The following is a 21,631-nucleotide window of genomic DNA, read 5'->3' on the forward strand; positions in this document are numbered from 1 at the left end:
TGGTGCACATCTCCATGCTGAGCGATGCTCGCGTCGAGAAAGTGACCGACATCCTGAAAGAAGGCCAGGAAGTTGAAGTACTGGTACTGGACGTGGACAACCGCGGCCGTATCAAGCTGTCGATCAAGGACGTCGCCGCTGCCAAGGCATCGGGCGTCTAAGCGACTGCCAGGCAACAGGAAAAGGGCTCTTCGGAGCCCTTTTTTTATGCGCGACAGGGAACCTTTTGCGGACTTGCATCTTGCATGCAGGTTTACCGCGCAGGTTGCAAAATGCACGACACCTTGAACCTCGGCGATCAACTAACTCATTGATTTATAAGTAAATAATCAAAGAGTAAAAGCTGGCACAGCCCATGCAACTACCTTCATACCTGCCGCCAGGACATACGGCGCAGACCTTTCGAAAAACAGGAGTGACACACATGAAGAAGTTCGCCATTGCTGCTGCTACTGCCACCGCTCTGACCCTGACCATGGCTAACGCGGCATTTGCCCAGCAAACCACCCAGGCCCCGATGACGCTGGCCGCCGGTGAGGTGACCCAAGCCAAGGAAGCGACCTCTGACACTTGGATCACCACCAAGGTCAAAGCCGACCTGATGACCGAGAAAGGTGTGCCTGGCAGCGACATCAAAGTGGAAACGAATAAAGGTGTCGTGTCGCTGTCGTCCGACATGAAAGTGACTGAGGCCCAGAAAGAGATGGCAGTTGCCATCACCAAGAAGATCAAAGGCGTACAAGCCGTATCGGCTGATGGCCTGAAGTCCGAATAAGGATTGTCCCGACGGCCAAATGGATTTGGCCACCATCCCTGGAAGGGGCCGCATTGCGGCCCCTTCTTCGTTTTCAGTACACCGGGTTGCGCGCTACGACGTCGCTCTCGATGCACTCCTGGCTGACGATGAGCGGCTCCACCAGCGGGCGGCTATCCCGGTAATGCGCGGTCTGGGTATGCGCCTCATAGGCCGCATCATCACGGTAGATTTCGTACAGGTAGATGACCTGCGGGTCGACGCGATCCTGCGACACGTCGAACACCAGGCATCCAGGCTCGGTGGCGACAGAGGCAGCGGCATTGACCTTGATCGCGGTCAGAAAATCCTCGACGCAACCTGGCTTTATACGGGTCTTGATAAACAGGCTATACACAAGTCGCTCCTTATGTTTTAAATTCACGAATGAATTGTATACAAAAATGGAGCTTCGCTGATGTCCGAATTGCCTGCACGCCCCGGTCGCCTGAATGGCCTGCGCCATATTGCCCTGCTGGTCCCCAACCTTGAGGAGTGTGAGCGTTTCTACGTCGATGTGCTGGGAATGGAAGTGCTCAACCGCGCCAACGAGGACCTGGTGTACCTCACCTGCGGTAACGACAACCTGTCGCTGGGGCGTGGGGCAGGGGCAGCCAATGGGCTGCAGACCCTGGACCACTATGGTTTCATCGTGGATAGCGTGGAGGAGCTGGAGGCCTGGTATGCGTACTTCAAGGCCCTGGGCGTGACCTTGCTGGATCGGCCGTTCAACCATGGTGACGGGGCGCGCAGCTTCCACCTGCTGGACCCGGCGGGGAACAAGGTACAGCCGCTGTATCATCCGGCGGTGTCCGGGCAGCGGCTGGTCTGAAGCCTGGATTCAGCCGCTGCCACAAGCTTGCTGATTACTCGGCATCCAGATGCATCGGCGTTACCACCCGCCCATCGCTTTCAGGCTGCCCCAGGCTGGTATCGATGAAATACACCCGGTCATCTTCCAGCTTGCCTTTGTCCACCAGGTAATCCTTGATGCTGCTGGCCCGCTCCTGGCCAAGGGTGCGTAGCAGCGCGGTACTTTCGGCCCAGGACTTGATCACCGCTTCGCGCAGCTTGGCCGTACGCTCGTCACGGCCCAGTTGTTCCCAGTCAGCCGGCGGTTGCTGCTTCAGGCGGGTGCGGTAGATGCCTTCGAGCATTGCCGGCTTGTCGCTGTCGTCGACCACCAGCAGCGAGGCATTGGCCGGCACCTTGTCGCCCCGGCGCTGCAGGATCTTGTACCAGGTAGCCTGATATTCACGCTCCAGCCGCTGCTCGGCGATCAGCGGGCCATCGCTGGCCTGTGCGCTGGTGCCTTCGATTTCCAGGCGCAGCGCCGGGCGCTCCTTCAGCGCCGCCGCCAGCTTGTCGAGGGACGCCTGGGCGTCGCCGCCGAGCTCGCTGGAGCCCGGGGCGAACGCCACGCTGCCGAGGTCTTCCGAGCCACCGCCGGTAATCAGCCCGCCAATGAACTTGAACGGCGCCTGCGCCGCGCGCAGCACCAGGTTGCGCAAAGTTTGCCAGACAATCGGCATCACGCTGAACTGCGGGTTGTTGAGGTCACCGGTTACCGGCAGTTCGATCGAGATCTTGCCCTCGGTATCCTTCAGCAGCGCCACGGCCAGGCGGATCGGCAGGTCGACCGCGTCCGGGCTGTCGACCTTCTCGCCCAGTTGCAGCTGCTCTACCACCACCTTGTTCTCGGCCTTGAGCTGGCCTTTGGTGATCAGGTAGTGCAGGTCGAGGTTGAGCCGCCCCTTGCGGATGCGGAAGCCTGCGAACTTGCCGGAGTAGGGCGTCAGCGTGGTCAGCTCGACGCGCTTGAAGCTGGTGGCGATGTCCAGGCTGGCCAGCGGGTTGAACGGGTTCAGGGCACCCTTGATGGTCACGGGTGCATAGCGGTCGACCTTGCCCTTGATGTCGACCTTGGCCGGTACTGCCTTGCGGTTGTCGATGGTGCCGATCTGGCCGTTGAGCTGCTGCACGGCCGTGGCGAAGTTGGGTGTGAGTGACAGATCGGCGAAGTTGGCCGAACCGTCGTTGATGTCTATCTGGCCAATGTGGATGCCCAATGGCTTGCTGCTGCCAGCAGCAGCCGGCTTGGCCTGACTGCTCGCCGGGGCGCCTGCCGGCTGTGGGATCAGCAGGTCATTGACGTTGGTGGTGCGGTCTTCATTGATGATGAAGCGCGCATAAGGCTGCAGCAGGGTCACCTTGTCGATCGACAGCGCATCGCCGTGTACATAGGCCAGGCCGTCGACATTGACCTGCTGCCATTTGACGAAGTCGCGGCTCTTGATGGTGTCGAGGGTATGCAGCTGGTTGACCTGTGCCTTGCCGGTGACAGTGAAGGCAAGCGGGGCGGTGTTCTTCAGGTCGACCTTGAGGTCGCTGGCGAGCATGCCGCTGCGCAGTTCCAGCAGAATGAACGGACTGATGTAGGGCTGGGCTACCCGCAGGTCGATGTCGCGGGTGCTGACATCCAGCTTGGCCCATACCGGTGCCAGGTTGACCTGGCCGGCTGCCTGCAGCTTGCCCTGTTTACCTACGCCGCTGTCGAGCTTGAGGGTGAAGGGCGACTGGTTGAGGCTGTCGAAACCTTGCAGGTCCGCGTTGAGCGGGCCGACGTCGAGGGCAACCGGCTCTTTTTGCGAACGGTCGGCCAGGTGCACCATGTAGTTACGCAGCTGTACGTCCTTGAGCAGCACCTGCCAAGGTTTGCTGGGCTCTTTGGCAGCTTTCTGTTCAGGCGTGGGCTCGGCGGCAGCCGGCTCGGCCTTTTCCTTCGGCGTGGCCTTGGCCGGCTGGCTGGCAAACAGCTTCAGCCAGTCGAGCTGGCCGTCTTTTTCCAGCGCGGCCCAGGTTTCGAGTTTTTCGCTGCGGATCTTGCCCACGGTCACCCGCTGCTTGACCAGGTCGACGGAGGTCTCGCTGACCTCCAGGCTGGCCAGGCGGGCCAGCGGGCGGCCATCCGGTGCCTTGATGGCGAACGGCGCAATGCGCACGGAGGCATTGTCCAGCAGCAACTCGGTCTGTTTGGCGAGGTTGAGCTTGTAATGCGTATCGAGGCTGACAATGCCTTCTTCCAGCACCAGCGGCACGGCATCGCGCACGTAGGGCCAGAACGCCTTCATCTTGGCGTCGGTGACCTTCAAGGTGCCCTCGGAGGCGATCGGCGACAGGCTCAAGGTGCCGTTCCAGTCAATGCGACCGCCGTTGGGGCCGTTGGCTACGAGGGTCATGTCGGCATTGTCGTCGGGCAAGGTGCTGAGGTTTTTCAGCTCCAGGTTCATGTTGTCGTACAGGAACTCGATCGGCTCGCTCGGGCGCTGGTCGGCGAAGTGCAGGTAACCCTCACTGAGCTTGATGCTGCCGATGCGCAGCGGAAACGGGTCGCTGGGCGGCTCGTCAGCTTTGGCTTGGTTGGCCGGCAGCTTGAACAGCCCTGTCAGGTTCAGGGCCCCGTCCTTGGCGAACAGCACTTCGGTGCGGGGTTTGTCGAGTTCGACCGCTTCCAGGTGCAGGGCGCGGGTCCACAGGCTGTCGAGCGAGAGGTTGGCGTACAGGCGCTCGAAGGCGACCTGTTCCTTGCCTGGCTCGCCGAGCTGCAGGCCCCACAGCGTCAGCTCGAGGCTGAAGGGGTTGAACTCGATGCGTTCGAGATGCGCCGGCACGGTCGCGTACTGGGCCAACTGCTGGTTGGCAATACGCAGCGCGAAACCAGGAAGAATGAGAAAGCCGAGCAGGCTGTAGAGGGCTACGAGGGCCACGATTGCGCCAGCGGCGCGAGTCAATCCTTTGTACATGTGTCGCTTCGTCTGTCTAAGCAGGAGTGCTTGGAGTATGGCAGGTTAAATCAGTTCCGCTGGGACGGTAGCTGGTGTCATTCGATACCCATGCGCCGCTTGGCCCGATGCGCCGAGCCGTCGCGCATGGCCCAGCGCAGCACTGGCGCGGTGCGTTGCAGGCCCAGGCGGATCAGGCGCCGCTGCAAGGGGCCGTGCTGCAGGCCGAGCATCGCCTGGCCCCAGCCCGGCAGCAGGTCGATGCCGGCGTGCAGCATCAGCTTGCCCACCGGTTGCGCCAGGCGGCTGGGGGCGGGGGCATCAAGCAGAATCTGCATTACCTCGTGGCTGCGCGCATCGCAGTGCAGCTGCGGGCGCATGCGTTGCAGGTAATCTTCGACCTGCTGGCACGAACGCGGCACGTCACGGGCGCCAAGGCGCTCGGCGATCAATGCAATTTCGTTGTAATAGGCATCCTGCTCGGCACGCGAAAGGTGCGGGTTGCGGTAACGCAGGTGGGCAGCGAGAAAGCTGCTGACCTCCGCCACATGCACCCAGGTGAGCAAATCTGGGTCGCTGGCTGCATAGGGACGGCCATCCGGCGCGGTGCCGGTGACCTGGAGGTGAATCGTGCGCACCTTGTCGATCAGCCATTCGGCATCGCCAGTGGCGCCGAAGGTGGTGCCGGAGATGAACTGGCTGGTACGGCGCAGCCGGCCGAGCAAGTCCTGACGGAAATTGGAGTGGTCCCACACGCCAGCCAGGGCCAGCGGATGCAGCAACTGCAGCATCAGCGCGCTGATGCCGCCGACCAGCATGCTCGGGAAGTCCCCGTGCACGCGCCAGCTGATGCTGTGCGGGCCGAACAGGCCGGGGTCGCCCTTGGGCGATTCCAGGTCGAGCTGGCCTAGGGCCAGCCCGGTGAGGCTCATGACCTGGGTTTCGATGCGGCGGCGGAGGGCTTCCATGGCGACCTGTCGTGCAGGGCGGCCAGGGACTGCGGCCGCCGGTTACTGGTTGAGGCGTTTGTCGATCAGGCCCTGCACCACGCTGGGGTCGGCCAGGGTCGAGGTATCGCCCAGGTTGTCCAGCTCGTTGCAGGCGATTTTGCGCAGTATACGCCGCATGATCTTGCCTGAGCGTGTCTTGGGTAACGCCGGCGCCCACTGGATCAGCTCGGGCTTGGCGAAACTGCCGATTTCCTTGCTGACCAGGGCTAGCAGTTCGGCCTTGAGCCCGTCGTCGGGGGTTACTCCGTTCATCGGTGTGACGAAGGCGTACACGCCCTGGCCCTTGAGGTCGTGGGGGTAACCGACCACCGCTGCTTCGGCGACGCTGTCATGCAGCACCAGCGCGCTTTCGACTTCAGCAGTGCCTATCCGGTGACCGGAAACGTTGATCACATCGTCGACGCGTCCAGTGATCCAATAGTCGCCATCGGCATCGCGGCGGGCCCCGTCACCGGTGAAGTAATAGCCGGGCATCGGCTTGAAGTAGGTATCGACCATGCGCTGGTGGTCGCCATAGACGCTACGGATCTGCCCGGGCCAGCTGGCCTTGATTGCCAGCAGGCCTGCGCCGGGGCCTTCGATCAGCTGGCCTTTTTCGTCCAGAAGAACCGGCTGCACGCCAAACATCGGCTGTGTGGCGCAGCCGGGCTTCAGCGTCTGCGTACCTGGCAATGGCGTAAGCATGATGCCGCCGGTTTCGGTCTGCCACCAGGTATCGACGATGGGGCAACGCTGCTGCCCGACTTCCTCGAAGTACCACTCCCAGGCTTCGGGGTTGATCGGTTCGCCAACACTGCCCAGCAAGCGCAGGCTTTTGCGCGAGGTACTTTGCAGCGGCCCGGAGCCTTCGCGCATCAGCGCCCGCAGCGCAGTCGGGGCGGTATAGAAGATGTTCACCTGGTGCTTGTCCACGACCTGCCAGAACCGCGAGGTATCCGGGTAGTTGGGTACGCCTTCGAACATCAGCGAGATTGCGCCATTGGCCAGCGGGCCATAGACGATGTAGCTGTGGCCGGTGACCCAGCCGACGTCGGCCGTGCACCAGAACACTTCGCCTTTGCGGTAATCGAATACCACCTTGAAGGTCATCGTCGCCTGCAGCAGGTAGCCGCCGGTGGTGTGCAGGACGCCTTTGGGTTTGCCGGTGCTGCCGGAGGTATAAAGAATGAACAGTGGGTCTTCAGCCTCCATCGGCTCTGGCTCGCAGTCATCGCCGGCGTTTGCCGTCGCCTGGTCATACCAGAGGTCGCGGCCTTCGGCCCAGGCAACTTCACCGCCGGTGCGGCGCACCACGAATACGCTGCTGACAGCAGGGCAACTGGCCAGGGCCTGGTCGACGTTCTGTTTCAGCGGGACGCGCTTGCCGCCGCGCACGCCTTCATCTGCGGTGATCACTGTGCGGCAGTCTGCATCGAGGATGCGGTCACGCAGGGCGTCAGGGGAGAAACCGCCGAACACCACCGAGTGGATGGCGCCGATGCGGGTGCAAGCGAGCATGGCGAAGGCGGCCTCGGGGATCATGGGCATGTAGATGCATACCCGGTCGCCTTTTTTAACCCCGCGTGCTTTCAGGGCGTTGGCCAGGCGGCAGACCTGGCGATGCAGCTCGCGGTAAGTAATGGCCTTGGAGTCGTTGGGGTCGTCGCCTTCCCACAGCAGGGCGGTCTGTTCGCCGCGCTGGGCCAGGTGGCGGTCGATGCAGTTGTAGCTGACGTTGAGCTGGGCCCCGTCGAACCAGCGCGCCTGGCCAGTGTGCAGGTCACATTGCTGCACGCTCGACCAGGGTTTGATCCAGTCCAGGCGCTTGGCTTGCTCGGCCCAGAAGGTGTCGGGGTCGTCGACCGACTGGCGGTACAGGCGGTGGTATTCGTCGGGGGTGAGGATGGCGGACTGGCTGACGGCCAGCGCCTGGGGATAGTTGCGGATATCGAACATGGCGGGTGGTCCTGCTCTTGTGAGGGGCGAGGGACTGCAACGGCTATTCGATAGGACAGTGTAGCTGGGAGGGGTGTTCAACCCATACCGGCCTCTTCGCGGGGTTAGGCGCGAAGAGGCCGGTATGGGCTTTGGATCACCCGCGGTGACGGCTGCGGAAGTAGTTGATCAGGCCTTGGGTGGAGCCATCTTCGGCGCTGTCTTCAAGGCTGCCGACCAAGCGCTGGTACACGCCCTTGCCCAGCTCCTTGCCCAGCTCCACGCCCCACTGATCGAAGGCATTGATCCCCCAGATCACGCTCTGCACGAACACCTTGTGCTCGTACATCGCCACCAGCGCGCCCAGGCGGCGCGGGCTGATGCGCTCAACCACCAGGGTGTTGCTCGGGCGGTTGCCCGGGATCACCTTGTGCGGGGCCAGCTTTTCGATGTCCGCTTCGTTCAGCCCTTTGCCGCGCAGTTCGGCTTCGGCTTCTTCGCGGGTCTTGCCCTGCATCAGCGCCTGGCTCTGCGACAGGCAATTGGCGTACAGCCACTGGTGATGGTCGGCCACCGGGTTGAAACTCACTACCGGCACAATGAAGTCGGCCGGAATCAGCTGGGTACCCTGGTGCAGCAACTGGTGGTAGGCATGCTGGCCGTTACAGCCGACGCCGCCCCAGATAACCGGGCCGGTGTCAGTCTTCACCGGGCTCCCGTCCTGCAGCACGCTCTTGCCGTTGGACTCCATGTCCAGCTGCTGCAAGTGCTTGGTGATGTTGCGCAGGTAGTGGTCGTATGGCAGGATCGCGTGGCTGTTCGCGCCCCAGAAGTTGCCATACCACACGCCCAGCAGGGCCAGCAGCACCGGCATGTTCTTGTCGAACGGCGCGGTCTGGAAGTGCTGGTCCATGGTGTGCGCACCCGACAGCAGCTCTTTGAAGTTGGCCGTGCCGATGGCCAGGGCAATCGGCAAGCCGATGGCCGACCACAGCGAGTAGCGCCCGCCCACCCAGTCCCACATCGGGAAGATGTTCTCCTCGCGGATACCAAAGGCCACGGCGGCGGCCTTGTTGCTGGAAACGGCGATGAAGTGGCGGTACAGCTCGGCTTCCGAGCCGCCCTGGGCCAGGTACCAGGTGCGTGCGGCCATGGCGTTTTTCAGGGTCTCGAGGGTGTTGAACGACTTTGACGAGACGATGAACAGGGTGGTTTCGGCGCGCAGGTTGGCCGACAGTTCGTGGAACTCGCTGCCGTCGATGTTCGCCAGGTAGTGGCAGCGCACGCCGCGCTGGGCGTAGGGCAGCAGCGCCTCGGATACCAGCTCGGGGCCAAGGAACGAGCCGCCAATGCCGATGTTGACCACGTCGGTGATGGGTTTTTCGCTGTAGCCACGCCACAGGCCGTCGTGAATGCGGCCGACCAGTTCGGTGATCTGGTTCAGCACCTTGTGCACTTCCGGCATCACGTTCACGCCGTTGACGCTGAGCTTGTCACCCACGGGCCTGCGCAGGGCGGTGTGCAGTACCGGGCGGCCTTCGGAGGCGTTGATGATTTCGCCGCTGAACATCGCCTTGATGGCGTCCTGCAGGCCCACCTCGTTGGCCAGGTTTACCAGCAGGTCGCGGCTTTGTTCGGTGATGAGGTTTTTCGAGTAATCGAGGAACAGGCCGCAGCAGCTCAGGGAGAACTGGTCGAAGCGTTGGGCATCGGCGGCGAAGGCTTCGCGCATGCTGAAGCCTTGCATGGCGTCGCGGTGTTGCTGAAGCGCCTGCCAGGCGGGCAGGGCCGTCACATCGTGGGGTGTACGGTAATACGCCATTGCGCGGGGTTCCCTTGGTGCGTGGTGATGCCTTGGACAAGGCACTCATTGCCGGGTTCAGGCTGGCATCATTATAGGCAAAGGGTTGGCGCTGGGAATGGGTAGCGCTGGGGGATTTTGGAGGGGCTGCTCCTACGAACGCGATCTCCTGTAGGAGCAGCCTTGTGCTGCGAATGGGCTGCGAAGCAGCCCCAGGCCGTCAAGCGGTCTTTTCTTCCAGATGCAGGTACAGGTTGTCGATCAATCGTGTGTTACCCAGGTACGCCGCAGCAATTACCACCAGGTCCCGGTCATCTATAGCCGCCGGACGCAAGGTCAGTGCATGGCGTACTTCCAGGTAGTCGGAACGGAACCCGGCAGCGCTCAGCTGTGCCTGGCCTTGCGCAACCAGCGCGGCAAAGTCTCGTTGGCCCCGAACGATGCCTGCCGCGATCTGCTGCAGGGTGCGATACAGTGCTGGTGCTGCCATACGCTGCTCCGGTGTGAGGTAGCCATTGCGCGACGAAAGCGCCAGGCCATCTTCTGCCCGCACGGTAGGCTCGCCGATGATCTGGATCGGCATGTTCAAGTCGCGGACCATGGCGCGGATCACCGCCAGCTGCTGGAAATCCTTTTCGCCGAACACCGCAAGGTCTGGCTGGACCATGTTGAACAGCTTGCTGACCACGGTGGCCACGCCTTCGAAATGCCCCGGCCGGCTGGCACCGCACAGGCCTTGGGAAAGGTGGGGCACACTGACCCGGGTTTGCACGCTCATGCCGTCGGGGTACATCTCTTCCACGGTCGGCGCAAACAGCAGGTTGCAGCCTGCCTGCAGCAGGCGCTCCTGATCCGCGGCCAGGGTGCGCGGGTAGGTGTCGAGGTCTTCGTTGGCGCCAAATTGCAAAGGGTTGACGAAGATGCTGGCGACCACGAAATCGGCGCGCTGCGCGGCCTTGGTCACCAGCGCAGCGTGGCCGCTGTGCAGGTTGCCCATTGTCGGCACGAAGCCGATGCGCTTGCCTTCACCGCGGGCGCGGGCTACCGCTGCGCGCAGTTCGCGGACGGTCTTGACTGTATTCATGCGCTGAACCCGTGTTCGCTACCTGGGAAGCTGACCTGCTTGACCGCCTCGACGTAGGCGACGAGGGCGCTGTGGATATCCGGCTGGCCTTGCATGAAGTTCTTCACGAACTTGGGTACCCGGCCGCTCAGCGACAGGCCAAGCATGTCGTGCAGCACCAGCACCTGGCCATCTGTGGCGCTACCGGCGCCAATGCCGATCACCGGGATGCCCACGGCATTGGTAATTTCTGCCGCCAGTTCGCTGGGCACGCATTCAAGCAGCAGCATCGCCGCGCCTGCTTGTTCCAGGGCGATGGCGTCGGCGCGCATTTGCCGCGCCTGGGCTTCCTGGCGACCTTGTACCTTGTAGCCGCCCAGCACGTTGACGGTTTGCGGGGTGAGGCCCATGTGCGCGCACACCGGCACACCACGCTCGGCCAGCAGGCGAATGGTTTCGGCCAGCCACGCAGCGCCTTCGATCTTGACCATATGGGCGCCAGCCTGCATCAGCGTCGCGCTGTTGGCAAAGGCCAGTTCGGCAGTGGCGTGCGCCATGAACGGCAGGTCGGCGAGGATCAGCGCGCCGTCGTTGCCGCGTTTGACGCTGGCGGTGTGGTAGGCCATGTCCACCGTGGTGACTGGCAAGGTGCTGTCGTGGCCCTGCAGGACCATCCCCAGCGAGTCGCCCACCAGCAACACTTCGACACCGGCCTGGCTGGCGGCCTTGGCGAAGGTCGCGTCGTAGCAGGTCAGCATGGTGATTTTTTCACCCTTGGCCTTGAGGCCATTGAGGGTGGTCAGGGTTACTTCGGGCATGTAGGAAATTCCTCGTTCAGGCGCTGTAAAAAACGACTGCAATCAACGCGTGTAGTCATCTTCCGGAGCGGCACATCATCGCGTGTGATGTTCGGGTACAGGTCCGTCCGGGCCTAAATACGGGTATGCGGCACATTGGTGCCACACGGGACGCCTATAGTCGTGAGCGAGGTGGGGGAAGTCAATCACCCTGTTACCGCATTGTTACGATCAGGGTGTTACTGGCGTTACCGTGCCAGACCGGATGCCTGGAGTGCCCGGTTTACAGGCGTTCCAGGCCGACCAACGGGCAGTCGTCAAGCAATTGCGCAAGGGCACGGCCATCGGCCAGGCAAAAATCCTCCGGCACCAGTTCGGCCAGCGGGTACAGCACGAAAGGGCGGGCGTGCATGTGGTAATGCGGCACTTTCAGGCGTGGCTCGTCGAGCACCTGGTCGCCGAACAGCAGCACGTCGAGGTCCAGCGTGCGCGGGCCCCAGCGCTCCTTGCGCACCCGGCCCTGGGCGTTTTCGATGGCCTGCAGCGCACCGAGCAGGGCCAATGGCGCCAGGCTGGTATCCAGGGCGGCGACAGCGTTGGTGTAGCGCGGCTGGCCCGGCAACAGCGAGTCACTGGTATACAGGGCCGAAGCCGCCACCAGGCGCGTGCCGTCAACCTGGTCAAGCGCCTGCAAGGCGCTGCGCAGCTGCTCGGCAGGTGCGTCCAGGTTGCTGCCCAGGCCGATATAGGCGCGGGTAGTCACTCGAACGCCTCGTCGCCGCTGCGCTTGCGTTTGCTGCCGCTGCGCTTGCGTTTGCGCGGGCCGGCACCGGTGCCTTCGTCACGGCTGCCCAGCTCGCGAATCATCTCGCGGCGTTCGCTGTCGTTGGCATCCTGGTAGTCGGTCCACCACTGGCCGAGATCGTCGGTTTCCTCGCCGGCGCTTTCACGCAGTAGCAGGAAGTCGTAACCGGCGCGGAAGCGAGGGTTGTCCAGCAGCATGTCGGCGCGTTTGCCGCTGCGACGTGGCAGGCGCTCCTGCATGTCCCAGATTTCGCGGATCGGCAAGGTGAAGCGCTTGGGGATGGCGATGCGTGCGCACTGTTCGGCGATCAGGTCGTGGGCTGCACCGTTCATGGCCGGGATCGGCGGCACACCCTGGTTCTGCAGGTGCAGCACACGGGCCGGCAGGGCTGGCCACAGCAGCGCGGCGAACAGGAACGCTGGCGTTACCGGTTTGCCCTGCTTCACACGCAGGTCGGTATTCTGCAGTGCCTGGCTGATCAGCGTGTGGGTGTAGGTAGGGCGCTCTTCCAGGGCGTGTGCACTGGCCGGGAACAGCGGCTCGAACAGGTCCAGGTCGACCAGCATTTCGAAGGCCATGGCCCCCTGGCCGGAAAGGAACAGCTTGAGGCACTCTTCGAACAGGCGCGCTGGCGGAATTTCGCGCAGCATCGGGGCCAGTTCGCGGATAGGCTTGAACGTGTGCTTCTCGATGCCGAAGTCCAGCTTGGCCGCGAAACGCACTGCGCGCAGCATGCGCACCGGGTCTTCCTGGTAGCGGTGAGTAGGGTCACCGATCAGGCGCAGCAGGCGATTGCGCACGTCGTGCACACCGTTGGCGTAATCGAGAATGCGCTCGCTGACCGGGTCGTAGTAGAGGGCGTTGATGGTGAAGTCGCGGCGTTGCGCGTCTTCTTCCAGGGTGCCGTACACGTTGTCACGCAGGATGCGGCCACTGGCATTGTGCGACGAACGGTGGCTGTCGCCCTCGTCGTCTTCCGAATGGTGGGCGCGGAAGGTGGCGACTTCGATGATGTCACGGCCGAAATGGACGTGAACCAGCTTGAAGCGGCGACCGATGATGCGCGCATTGCGGAACTCGGCACGGACCTGTTCGGGGGTGGCGCTGGTAGCCACGTCGAAATCTTTCGGCGTGATGCCCAGCATCAGGTCGCGGACACAGCCACCGACCAGGTAAGCCTGATAGCCGGCGCTTTGCAGGCGCTCCACGATGTTTACCGCATGGCGGCTGAACTGGTGGCGCTGCAGCGAGTGCTGGCTCTTGTTGATCACCTCAGGCGTAGTGCGCCTGTGGTGCTGGCCCGGTACGGGCGGGCGGAACGACTGGAACAGCTTCTTCAGCATGGGATGCACTGTTTGAAGGAATGTTCGGCCAAGAATAGGAGAATGGCCGCATGATGGGCGGGGATTCTAGCATTTACTCAGGGAATGGTGTAGGCGGGTAGCAGAGTGTCTGCCGGAAGGGTAGAAACGACAAGGGGAGCCTAAGCTCCCCAAGAAGTCGTTGCGTGCTCTTATTGTTTTTTTATTGGGCTTCTTGTTTTTGTTGAGTGCCCTGTCCACAAATCTCGAAGCTTGTGGACGACCCCCAATTCAGGGGTAAAGAGCAAACGGATTGCTTTGGCCGCTGATGTCACGTTGATCTGTCGATCCAACCAGTTCAGGCGCTGCTTTTTAGTGCAGTTTTTGTTGTTCTCTGCCTGGTCGTGGGGCAAGCCCCAAACACGCATCCTCTCCAAAAGAATCAGTTAGCTGCGCCTCCGCCGTCTTGTTTTTATTGTGCGTGAGCCGTTTCGTCTTGTTCTTATTCTGAGTTGCAGTGCTTGTTATTGTTCTTGTACCAAACATATAGCAGGTGCCGTGCCAACTTTTAAAAACCCAGTAAAATCAAGGGCTTGGGCAGTTTTGACAAAATCTCGGAGGCTGGAAATGTCGAAATTTCGTTACCGTATGCCTCGGGAACTGTTACGGCGGAAAGGGTGGGTAACAGATTTTTGTGTGGGCTGATGTGTTACCTGGGGTGTTTCCAGCTCAGGTGTGTTCGCCACACCCCGTCCAGCGCCTGTGAGACCGAGCGCCGCCCGCGCGGCGCTCGATCTCCCAGGCGCCGCAAATGCTGCGGGCGTATCACTCGCTGGTAGCGTTACTCTTGCGCCGTGGAATCCCCAGTCGCTGGCGCCGTTCCCACAGGCACTTACGGCTGACCCCGAGCTTGCGTGCCAGCTCGGTCTCGGTCATGTGGTCCTGGTGCTCGAGGACGAAATGCTGGAAGTAGTCCTCCAGCGACAGGTCCTCGGTCGGCTCGTGGCTGGCATTGCTGGCACTGGCTGCGACCAGGGCGTTGTTGAGGATCTCGTCCTCTTCCAGGTCGCTCAGCTCGATGTCGATGCCCAGCAGCTCTGCGGAAATTTCTGCGCTTTCGCTGAGGATCACCGCACGCTCCACAGCGTTTTCCAGCTCTCGTACGTTGCCAGGCCAGCTGTAGTGACGAATGGCCTGCTCGGCTTCGGCCGAGAAGTGCAGGTCGTCACGGCCGATGCGCGCGCGCTGGCGAGCCAGGAAGGCGCTGGCGATTTCATTGACGTCGCTGCCGCGTTCACGCAGGGCCGGCAGTTTCAGGGCAATCACGTGCAGGCGGTAATACAAGTCCTCACGGAACTGGCCGGCCTTGGCCAGGTTCTTCAGGTCGCGGTGGGTCGCGGCGATAAGGCGTACGTCGACCTTTTGCGACTGCACCGAACCCACCCGGCGAATCTCCCCTTCCTGCAGCACGCGCAGCAGGCGGGCCTGGGCTTCCAGTGGCAGTTCGCCGATTTCATCGAGGAACAGGGTACCGCCGTCAGCGGCTTCGACCAGGCCGGCACGGCCTGCGCTGGCGCCGGTGAACGCGCCTTTCTCGTGGCCGAACAGTTCGGATTCAATCAGTGTCTCGGGGATGGCCGCACAGTTCACCGAGATCATCGGTGCCTTGGCCCGCCGCGAAAGGTTGTGCAGGGCGCGGGCCACCAGCTCTTTACCGGTGCCCGATTCGCCCTGGATCAGCACATTGGAGTCGGTGGGCGCGACCTTGCGGATCTTGCTGTACATGTCCTGCATGGGCGGGCACGAGCCAATGATGCCGATTTCGCCATTGGCTGCTGCTGCGGTGCCTTTGTCGGCCGCTGCGGCCTTGCCATTGCTGGCGCGTGGCTCGGCAGCCGGTGCCGCCGCGGGGGCGTTCTGCCGGTCGCGGAGGATGCGTGCCACTGCCTGCAGCATCTCGTCGTGGTCGAAGGGCTTGGCGATGTAATCCACCGCGCCCATTTTCATCGAGTCCACCGCCGAGCGCAGGCTGGCGTAGCTGGTCATGATCAGCACCGGCGTACCCTGGCCGAGCTTGATCAGCTCGGTACCGGGCGCACCTGGCAGACGCAGGTCGCTGACGATCAGATCGAAGGTGGCAATGCTGAAGCGTTCCTGGGCTTCCTGCACCGAGCCGGCCTCGCTGACCTGGTACTGGTTCCGCTCGAGCAGGCGACGCAGGGCCGAGCGGATGATGGTTTCGTCTTCGACGATCAGAATATGCGGCATTGATTCAATTCTCTCGACGGTCTCGAATTTCAGGGGACGTCGCTACGACATGCCGGGGCAGGGTCACGCGGATCCGGGTGCCACGTTGCCGTTCGATATCGGCAGGGCTGTCGATGGTGATTTGCCCATAATGCTCTTCCACGATGGAATAGACCAGAGCGAGCCCCAGTCCGGTGCCTTCGCCCGGGTCCTTGGTGGTGAAAAAGGGCTCGAACAGGCGGTCCATGATGCTCTTCGGAATCCCGCTGCCCTCGTCCTCGACGATAAGGTCTACCGTGTGCTCGCTGATTTCGCTGCGCACGCGCACGGCACTGCCTGCCGGCGAGGCGTCGCGGGCGTTGGAGAGCAGGTTGATCAGCACCTGGGCCAGGCGCTGCGGGTCCCCTTCGGCCCAGTGGTCGGGGTCGCAGAGGTTGAAGAACTGCACTTCGAAATTGCGCCGGTTCAATGCCAGCAGGCCGATGGCGTCCTGCGCCACTTCGGCCAGGCACACCGGCTCTTCGCTGTTCTGGTGGCTGCCGCCGGCATGGGCAAAGCTCATCAGCGACTGGACGATGCGCGACACCCGCTTGGTCTGCTCGAGGATCTGGCTGGACAGCTCGGTGATTTCACCGTCGCCCTCGCGCTCCTCGCGCAGGTTCTGGGCCAGGCAGGCGATGCCGGTGATCGGGTTGCCGATCTCGTGGGCCACGCCTGCCGCCAGTCGGCCAATGCTGGCCAGGCGTTCGGAGTGCACCAGCTTGTCTTCCAGCGCCTGGGTTTCGGTGAGGTCTTCCACCAGCAGTACCAGGCCACTGTTACCCGGTGCCAGCGGTTCGTCGATGGCCGCCTTGTGCAGGTTCAGCCAGCGCGGCTGGCCGTCCAGCGCCAGGCGCTGCTTGTGCAAGTGCTCGTCCGGCACGTTGATGAAACCCTGCAGCAAGCCACGCCAGGGTTCGTCGATGGTGACCAGGCGTGAGCCGACCACGTGCTTGGCGGCAATACCGGTCAGCTCTTCCATGGCCTTGTTCCACATGAGGATTTCCTGGTCCTTGGCCAGCGAGCAGACACCCATGGGCAATTCCTGCAGGGTCTGGCGGTGGTAGCGGCGCAGGGCATCGAGTTCGGCGGCCAGGCCGGTCAGGCGCGAGTGGTAGTCCTCAAGGCGGCTTTCGATGAAGTGGATGTCCTCGGTCACGTAGTTCTCGTTACCGGACTTGTACGGCAGGAAGCTCTCGACCATGTCCTGAGCCACACTCGGTCCCATCAGGCCGGACAGGTTGGCCTCGATGCGATCGCGCAGGCGGCGCAGGGCATAGGGGCGTCGCTCGTCGAACGGCAGGTAGAGGTCACGCAGGGCTTGCTCCACTTCTTTTTGCGCCGCCTTGGCGCCGAGCGGTTTGGCCAGCTGGGTAGCGAACTCCTGCGGCGAGGCGGCGTGCAGTTCGCGGCGCTGGGGGCGGCGCACGTTGTCCACGGCGCAGGCTTCTGCCGCGCTGACCTCTTCGTTGCTGGCGTTGGTGAACAACGAGATCAGGGTGAACAGCAGCACGTTGGCTGCCAGCGAAGCGATGGCCGCCATGTGCCAGCTGGTGTCGTCCAGCACATAGATCATGTCCAGCAGCGGGATATAGAAGCCCTGCAGGTTGCCCAGCAGCGGCAGCAACATGGTCACCATCCACACCAGGGTGCCGGCCAGCAGCCCGGCGATGAAGCCGCGGCGGTTGGCGGTGGGCCAGTACAGCACCGACAGCACCCCTGGCAGGAACTGCAAGGTGGCGACGAAGGCGACGATGCCCAGGTTGGCCAGGCTCTGGTGGTTGTTCTGGGTCAGGTAGAACATGAAACCGGCGGTGATGATGGCGACGATCAGCGCGCGGCGGGTCCACTTCAGCCAGCGATAGATATTGCCCTCTGCCGGTGGTTGGTACAGGGGCAGCACCAAATGGTTGAGGGCCATGCCTGACAGCGCCAGTGTAGTGACGATGATCAAGCCACTGGCAGATGCCAAGCCGCCGACGTAGGCCAACAGTGCCAGTGCCTTGTTGTTGGCGGCAATCCCCAGGCCCAGGGTGAAGTACTCGGGGTTGGTGCTGGCGCCCAGGCGCAGGCCGGCCCACAGCACCAGGGGTACGGCCAGGCTCATCAGCAGCAGGAACAGCGGCAGGCCCCAGCTGGCGCTGACCAGCGAGCGCGGGTTGAGGTTTTCGGTGAAGGCCATGTGGTACATGTGCGGCATGACGATGGCCGAGGCGAAGAACACCAGCAGCAGGGTACGCCATGGGCCTTCCTGCAGCGGAGTATGCAGCGCCGCCAGGGCGGTCTGGTTCTGCAGCAGCCAGACCTCCAGTTCGTGAGGCCCGCCGAACACCCCGTACAGGGCGTACAGGCCGACCCCGCCCAGGGCCAGCAGCTTGATCACCGACTCGAAGGCGATGGCGAACACCAGCCCTTCATGCTTTTCACGAGTGGCAATGTGGCGCGAACCGAAAAAGATGGTGAACAGAATGATCAGTGCGCAGAACGCAAAAGCCACCCGGGCCTTGACTGGCTCGCCGGTGAGGATGCTGATCGAGTCGGCCACCGCCTGGATCTGCAGGGCCAGCAACGGCAATACCCCGATCAGCATGATGATGGTGGTCAGGGCGCCGGCCCAGGTGCTGCGAAAGCGAAACGCCAACAGGTCGGCCAGCGATGACAGCTGGTAGGTGCGGGTGATCTTCAGGATCGGGTACAGCAGCACCGGCGCCAGCAGGAATGCACCGGATACCCCCAGGTAACAGGCGAGAAAGCCGTAGCCGTACTGGTAGGCCAGGCCCACCGAGCCATAGAAGGCCCAGGCACTGGCGTATACGCCCAGCGACAATGTGTAGGTAAGCGGGTGGCGAATGATCGAGCGCGGGATCAGCCCGCGTTCGCTGATCCAGGCCACGCCGAACAGCACCATGAGGTACCCGGCGCTGATCAGGATCATCTGGGTCAGGCTAAAGCTCATCGGCATCTCGTTGGCTCTGCAGGATGAAGGTGACGACGATCAGGATGAGCCAGAGCAGGTAAGGGCGGTACCAGGCTCCGGTCGGCTCGATCCACCAGTCCATGATGGCCGGGGAGAACAGGTAGATCCCCACGACCAGAAGCAGGACCAAACGATAGATGTACATGCTGGCCTCGATGGTTGGGCGCTGCGGGCTTGGACTTATTATTGGCGCAAATGGCGGGGGGGATGCTAGCGGGAATCCATGGTCTTCGCCAAGGTTTTGAATTTGTTGGGCTTTTGATTTTCAGATACGGGTTGCCCGGGGCAACCCTGTGGGAGCGGGTTTACCCGCGAAAGGGCCGAGCCTGCGTTAGCGCAAATCAGCCTCTGGCACCGTGGTGCGCTGTGCAATCCGCTCAGGCTGCCACTGCTTCCGCGCCACCGCCAACACTTCAGCCGGCGTCGCCAGCAGCAGCTCGGGGTCGGCCTTCTGCCCCAGCGCCCGCAATGCCCGCAACAGCAACGGTGTCGCATGCTCAACCTGCAACGGCGGCGAACGGTATGACTTGCCCAGCTTGTGCCCGTCCGGCTGCACGATCAGCGGGATATGCAGGTAGCGCGGCTGCGAAAAGCCCAGCAGTTCCTGCAGGTACAGCTGGCGCGGAGTGTTGTCGAGCAGGTCGGCGCCACGCACGATGTCGGTAACACCTTGCCAGGCATCGTCCAGCACGACTGCCAACTGGTATGCATACAGCCCGTCGCGGCGCTGGATGACGAAATCGCCCACCTCACGGCCCAGGTGCTGCTGGTACTCGCCCTGCACCCGGTCGGTAAAGCGGTAGATCAGCTCCGGTACCCGCAAGCGGATCGCCGCGCCGTCACGGGCATGCCCGGCGTTGCGGCAAAAGCCCGGGTAGATCCCGTTGTAACCTTCCAGCTGTTTGCGCGAGCAGGTGCAGGCATAGGCCAGGCCCAGGTTGAACAGGCGGTCGACCACTGCGGCATAGGCATCGTGCCGCTGGCTCTGGAACACCACCTCGCCATCCCACTCCAGGCCGTAGCGCTCCAGCGTCTGCAGGATCGCATCGCGGGCGCCGGGCATTTCCCGGGGCGGGTCAGTGTCCTCCATGCGCAGCAGCCAGCGGCCGTTGACGGCACGGGCATCAAGCCAGGAGGCGAGGGCGGCGACCAGCGAGCCGAAGTGCAGGAAGCCGCTGGGGGTGGGGGCGAAGCGCCCGATGTAGCGGGAGTCATTCATGGCTTTGGGGTTTCTGAAAATGAAACGGGGCGCCTGATGCGCCCCGTCCGGATTGGAGAAAAATCAGCCTTTGCCGACTGTCTTTTCCTTTTTCTCCGCAATTTCCTTGCAATCGAAGCACAGGTCGGCAGTCGGGCGTGCTTCCAGCCGGCGCAGGCCGATCTCGATGCCGCAGGATTCGCACCAGCCGTATTCTTCGTCCTGGATCTTTTGCAGGGTCTTGTCGATTTTCTTGATCAGCTTGCGCTCGCGGTCGCGGTTGCGCAGCTCGAGGGCAAACTCCTCTTCTTGAGACGCTCGGTCTGCCGGGTCTGCAAAGTTGGCTGCTTCTTCCTTCATATGGTCTACGGTCTTGTCGACGCCGACCATCAACTCTTGCTTCCAGCCAGTGAGAATTTTGGTGAAGTGCTTGCGCATGGGCTCACCCATGTACTCCTCACCCTTGGTCTCCTGATAAGGCGCGACCCCATAAAGATTCTGGTTGGCTTTTTGCTTTTCTAGGGTGGACATGAATAGACCGCCTCTCACTCATCTGATCCAATGCGCAGGATGCTCCATCTCCGGCGACCGCCGGCCCTGCGACTGCGAGCCGCCGAACTTACCAGATAGATCGGGGGTGCGCTACCCCGCCCGATCCTGGCAATTGACCGCAGCGCGAGCCGTACGTTCGGTGGCGTGCAGAGGTAGAATCTCTAGTTTAGACCCTATTGAGAGAAGGTCATGGCCCACCCCTACAGTGCGCGCAGCCGCGCCATCGAACCCTTCCACGTCATGGCGCTGCTGGCCCGGGCCAATGAGCTGCAAGCCGCCGGGCACGACGTGATCCACCTGGAAATCGGCGAACCGGACTTCACCACGGCTGCACCGATCGTCGCCGCTGGCCAGGCTGCACTGGCCGACGGGCACACGCGTTACACCGCCGCACGCGGGTTGCCGGCGCTGCGCCAGGCCATTGCCGGCTTTTACGAGCAGCGTTATGGCCTGAGTATCGACCCCGAGCGCATCCTGATTACCCCCGGTGGCTCCGGCGCGCTACTGCTGGCCAGCAGCTTGCTGGTCGACCCGGGCAAGCACTGGCTGCTGGCCGACCCCGGTTACCCCTGCAATCGCCACTTCCTGCGCCTGGTCGAAGGTGGTGCGCAACTGGTGCCGGTAGGGCCCGAGGTGAACTACCAGCTCACCGCCGATCTGGTCGACCGTTACTGGGACAAGGATTCGGTCGGCGCGCTGGTTGCCTCGCCGGCCAACCCGACCGGCACCGTGCTGGGCCGTGACGAGCTGTCCAGCCTGGCAAAGGCCGTTCATCAGCGCCATGGTCACCTGGTGGTCGACGAGATCTACCACGGCCTGACCTATGGCATGGATGCACCCAGCGTGCTGGAAGTCGATGACTCGGCGTTTGTCCTGAATAGTTTTTCCAAGTATTTCGGCATGACCGGCTGGCGCCTGGGCTGGCTGGTCGCCCCCCCTGGCGCAGTGGCCGATCTGGAGAAGCTGGCGCAGAACCTGTACATCAGTGCACCAAGCATGGCCCAGCATGCCGCGCTGGCCTGCTTCCAGCCGGAAACCCTGGCCATTCTCGAAGAACGCCGCGCCGAATTCGCCCGCCGCCGCGACTATCTGTTGCCTGCCCTGCGCGAACTGGGCTTCCGGATTGCCGTCGAGCCGCAGGGGGCGTTCTACCTGTATGCCGATATCAGTGCCTTTGGCGGTGATGCATTCGCCTTCTGCAGGCACTTTCTGGAAACCGAGCACCTGGCCTTCACCCCGGGGCTGGACTTCGGCCGCCACCTGGCCGGGCACCATGTGCGCTTTGCCTACACCCAGAGCCTGCCACGCCTGGAGCAAGCGGTGCAGCGTATCGCCCGTGGCCTGCGGAGCTG

General features: G+C 62.8%; 18 protein-coding genes. 4 read left to right on the forward strand and 14 right to left on the reverse strand.

Features of this window, described 5'->3' with window-relative positions; translation table 11 throughout:
• Both HP547_RS12460 and HP547_RS12465 read left to right on the forward strand, forming a co-directional pair.
• Positions 1-161, forward strand: a 161-nt coding sequence (locus HP547_RS12460) for a S1 RNA-binding domain-containing protein (protein WP_172286427.1), incomplete at its 5' end; no start/stop codon positions are given.
• A 263-nt stretch (positions 162-424) separates the two neighbouring features.
• Positions 425-775 (forward strand): BON domain-containing protein, encoded by a 351-nt coding sequence (locus HP547_RS12465; RefSeq protein WP_172221607.1) that lies wholly within the window; start codon positions 425-427, stop codon positions 773-775.
• Between the two features lie 73 nt (positions 776-848).
• Here HP547_RS12465 and HP547_RS12470 read toward each other — a convergent pair whose 3' ends face one another.
• Entirely contained in the window at positions 849-1,151 is a 303-nt protein-coding gene (locus HP547_RS12470) for a putative quinol monooxygenase (RefSeq protein ID WP_172221604.1), read from the reverse strand.
• A 60-nt stretch (positions 1,152-1,211) separates the two neighbouring features.
• Between HP547_RS12470 and HP547_RS12475 the strand changes: the two genes are divergently transcribed.
• The gene (locus HP547_RS12475; protein WP_172221602.1) at positions 1,212-1,625 is read left to right on the forward strand and encodes a VOC family protein; all 414 of its coding nucleotides are present in this window, start codon (positions 1,212-1,214) and stop codon (positions 1,623-1,625) included.
• A gap of 34 nt (positions 1,626-1,659) precedes the next feature.
• Here HP547_RS12475 and HP547_RS12480 read toward each other — a convergent pair whose 3' ends face one another.
• The 13 genes from HP547_RS12480 to dksA all read right to left on the reverse strand — a co-directional run bounded on the left by HP547_RS12480 (position 1,660) and on the right by dksA (position 20,258).
• Positions 1,660-4,596, reverse strand: a complete 2,937-nt coding sequence (locus tag HP547_RS12480; protein WP_172286428.1) for a DUF748 domain-containing protein — start codon at positions 4,594-4,596, stop codon at positions 1,660-1,662.
• Between the two features lie 77 nt (positions 4,597-4,673).
• Positions 4,674-5,543: an oxygenase MpaB family protein gene (locus HP547_RS12485; RefSeq protein ID WP_172221596.1), complete on the reverse strand. Its 870-nt coding sequence runs from the start codon at positions 5,541-5,543 to the stop codon at positions 4,674-4,676.
• A 42-nt stretch (positions 5,544-5,585) separates the two neighbouring features.
• A complete protein-coding gene (gene acs, locus HP547_RS12490; RefSeq protein ID WP_172286429.1) occupies positions 5,586-7,520 on the reverse strand; it encodes an acetate--CoA ligase in 1,935 nt (644 codons plus the stop codon).
• Positions 7,521-7,656: 136 nt separating this feature from the next.
• Positions 7,657-9,321: a glucose-6-phosphate isomerase gene (gene pgi / locus HP547_RS12495; RefSeq protein ID WP_172286430.1), complete on the reverse strand. Its 1,665-nt coding sequence runs from the start codon at positions 9,319-9,321 to the stop codon at positions 7,657-7,659.
• Between the two features lie 199 nt (positions 9,322-9,520).
• Positions 9,521-10,384 (reverse strand): pantoate--beta-alanine ligase, encoded by an 864-nt coding sequence (gene panC, locus HP547_RS12500; RefSeq protein WP_172221587.1) that lies wholly within the window; start codon positions 10,382-10,384, stop codon positions 9,521-9,523.
• A complete protein-coding gene (gene panB, locus HP547_RS12505) occupies positions 10,381-11,181 on the reverse strand; it encodes a 3-methyl-2-oxobutanoate hydroxymethyltransferase (RefSeq protein WP_172221584.1) in 801 nt (266 codons plus the stop codon). The genes panC and panB overlap by 4 nt, the downstream gene beginning before the upstream one ends.
• Before the next feature lie 262 nt (positions 11,182-11,443).
• Positions 11,444-11,923, reverse strand: a complete 480-nt coding sequence (gene folK / locus HP547_RS12510; protein WP_172286431.1) for a 2-amino-4-hydroxy-6-hydroxymethyldihydropteridine diphosphokinase — start codon at positions 11,921-11,923, stop codon at positions 11,444-11,446.
• Entirely contained in the window at positions 11,920-13,308 is a 1,389-nt protein-coding gene (locus HP547_RS12515; RefSeq protein ID WP_172221578.1) for a polynucleotide adenylyltransferase PcnB, read from the reverse strand. The genes folK and HP547_RS12515 overlap by 4 nt, the downstream gene beginning before the upstream one ends.
• Before the next feature lie 783 nt (positions 13,309-14,091).
• A complete protein-coding gene (locus HP547_RS12520; RefSeq protein ID WP_172231920.1) occupies positions 14,092-15,534 on the reverse strand; it encodes a sigma-54 dependent transcriptional regulator in 1,443 nt (480 codons plus the stop codon).
• 4 nt (positions 15,535-15,538) lie between these two features.
• Positions 15,539-18,514 (reverse strand): sensor histidine kinase, encoded by a 2,976-nt coding sequence (locus HP547_RS12525; protein WP_172286432.1) that lies wholly within the window; start codon positions 18,512-18,514, stop codon positions 15,539-15,541.
• The gene (locus HP547_RS12530; protein ID WP_003250005.1) at positions 18,498-18,674 is read right to left on the reverse strand and encodes a hypothetical protein; all 177 of its coding nucleotides are present in this window, start codon (positions 18,672-18,674) and stop codon (positions 18,498-18,500) included. The genes HP547_RS12525 and HP547_RS12530 overlap by 17 nt, the downstream gene beginning before the upstream one ends.
• Before the next feature lie 186 nt (positions 18,675-18,860).
• A complete protein-coding gene (gene gluQRS, locus HP547_RS12535; RefSeq protein WP_172286433.1) occupies positions 18,861-19,748 on the reverse strand; it encodes a tRNA glutamyl-Q(34) synthetase GluQRS in 888 nt (295 codons plus the stop codon).
• 63 nt (positions 19,749-19,811) lie between these two features.
• Positions 19,812-20,258 carry an RNA polymerase-binding protein DksA gene (gene dksA / locus HP547_RS12540; RefSeq protein WP_003250009.1) on the reverse strand — a complete coding sequence of 149 codons (447 nt, stop codon included), beginning with the start codon at positions 20,256-20,258 and terminating at the stop codon, positions 19,812-19,814.
• 210 nt (positions 20,259-20,468) lie between these two features.
• On the opposite strand from dksA, the gene HP547_RS12545 reads away from it, so the two are divergent.
• The coding region (locus HP547_RS12545) for a pyridoxal phosphate-dependent aminotransferase (RefSeq protein WP_172286434.1) at positions 20,469-21,631 on the forward strand (1,163 nt) is incomplete at its 3' end.

Source organism: Pseudomonas sp. CM27, from assembly GCF_013179515.1.
Lineage (GTDB): Bacteria > Pseudomonadota > Gammaproteobacteria > Pseudomonadales > Pseudomonadaceae > Aquipseudomonas.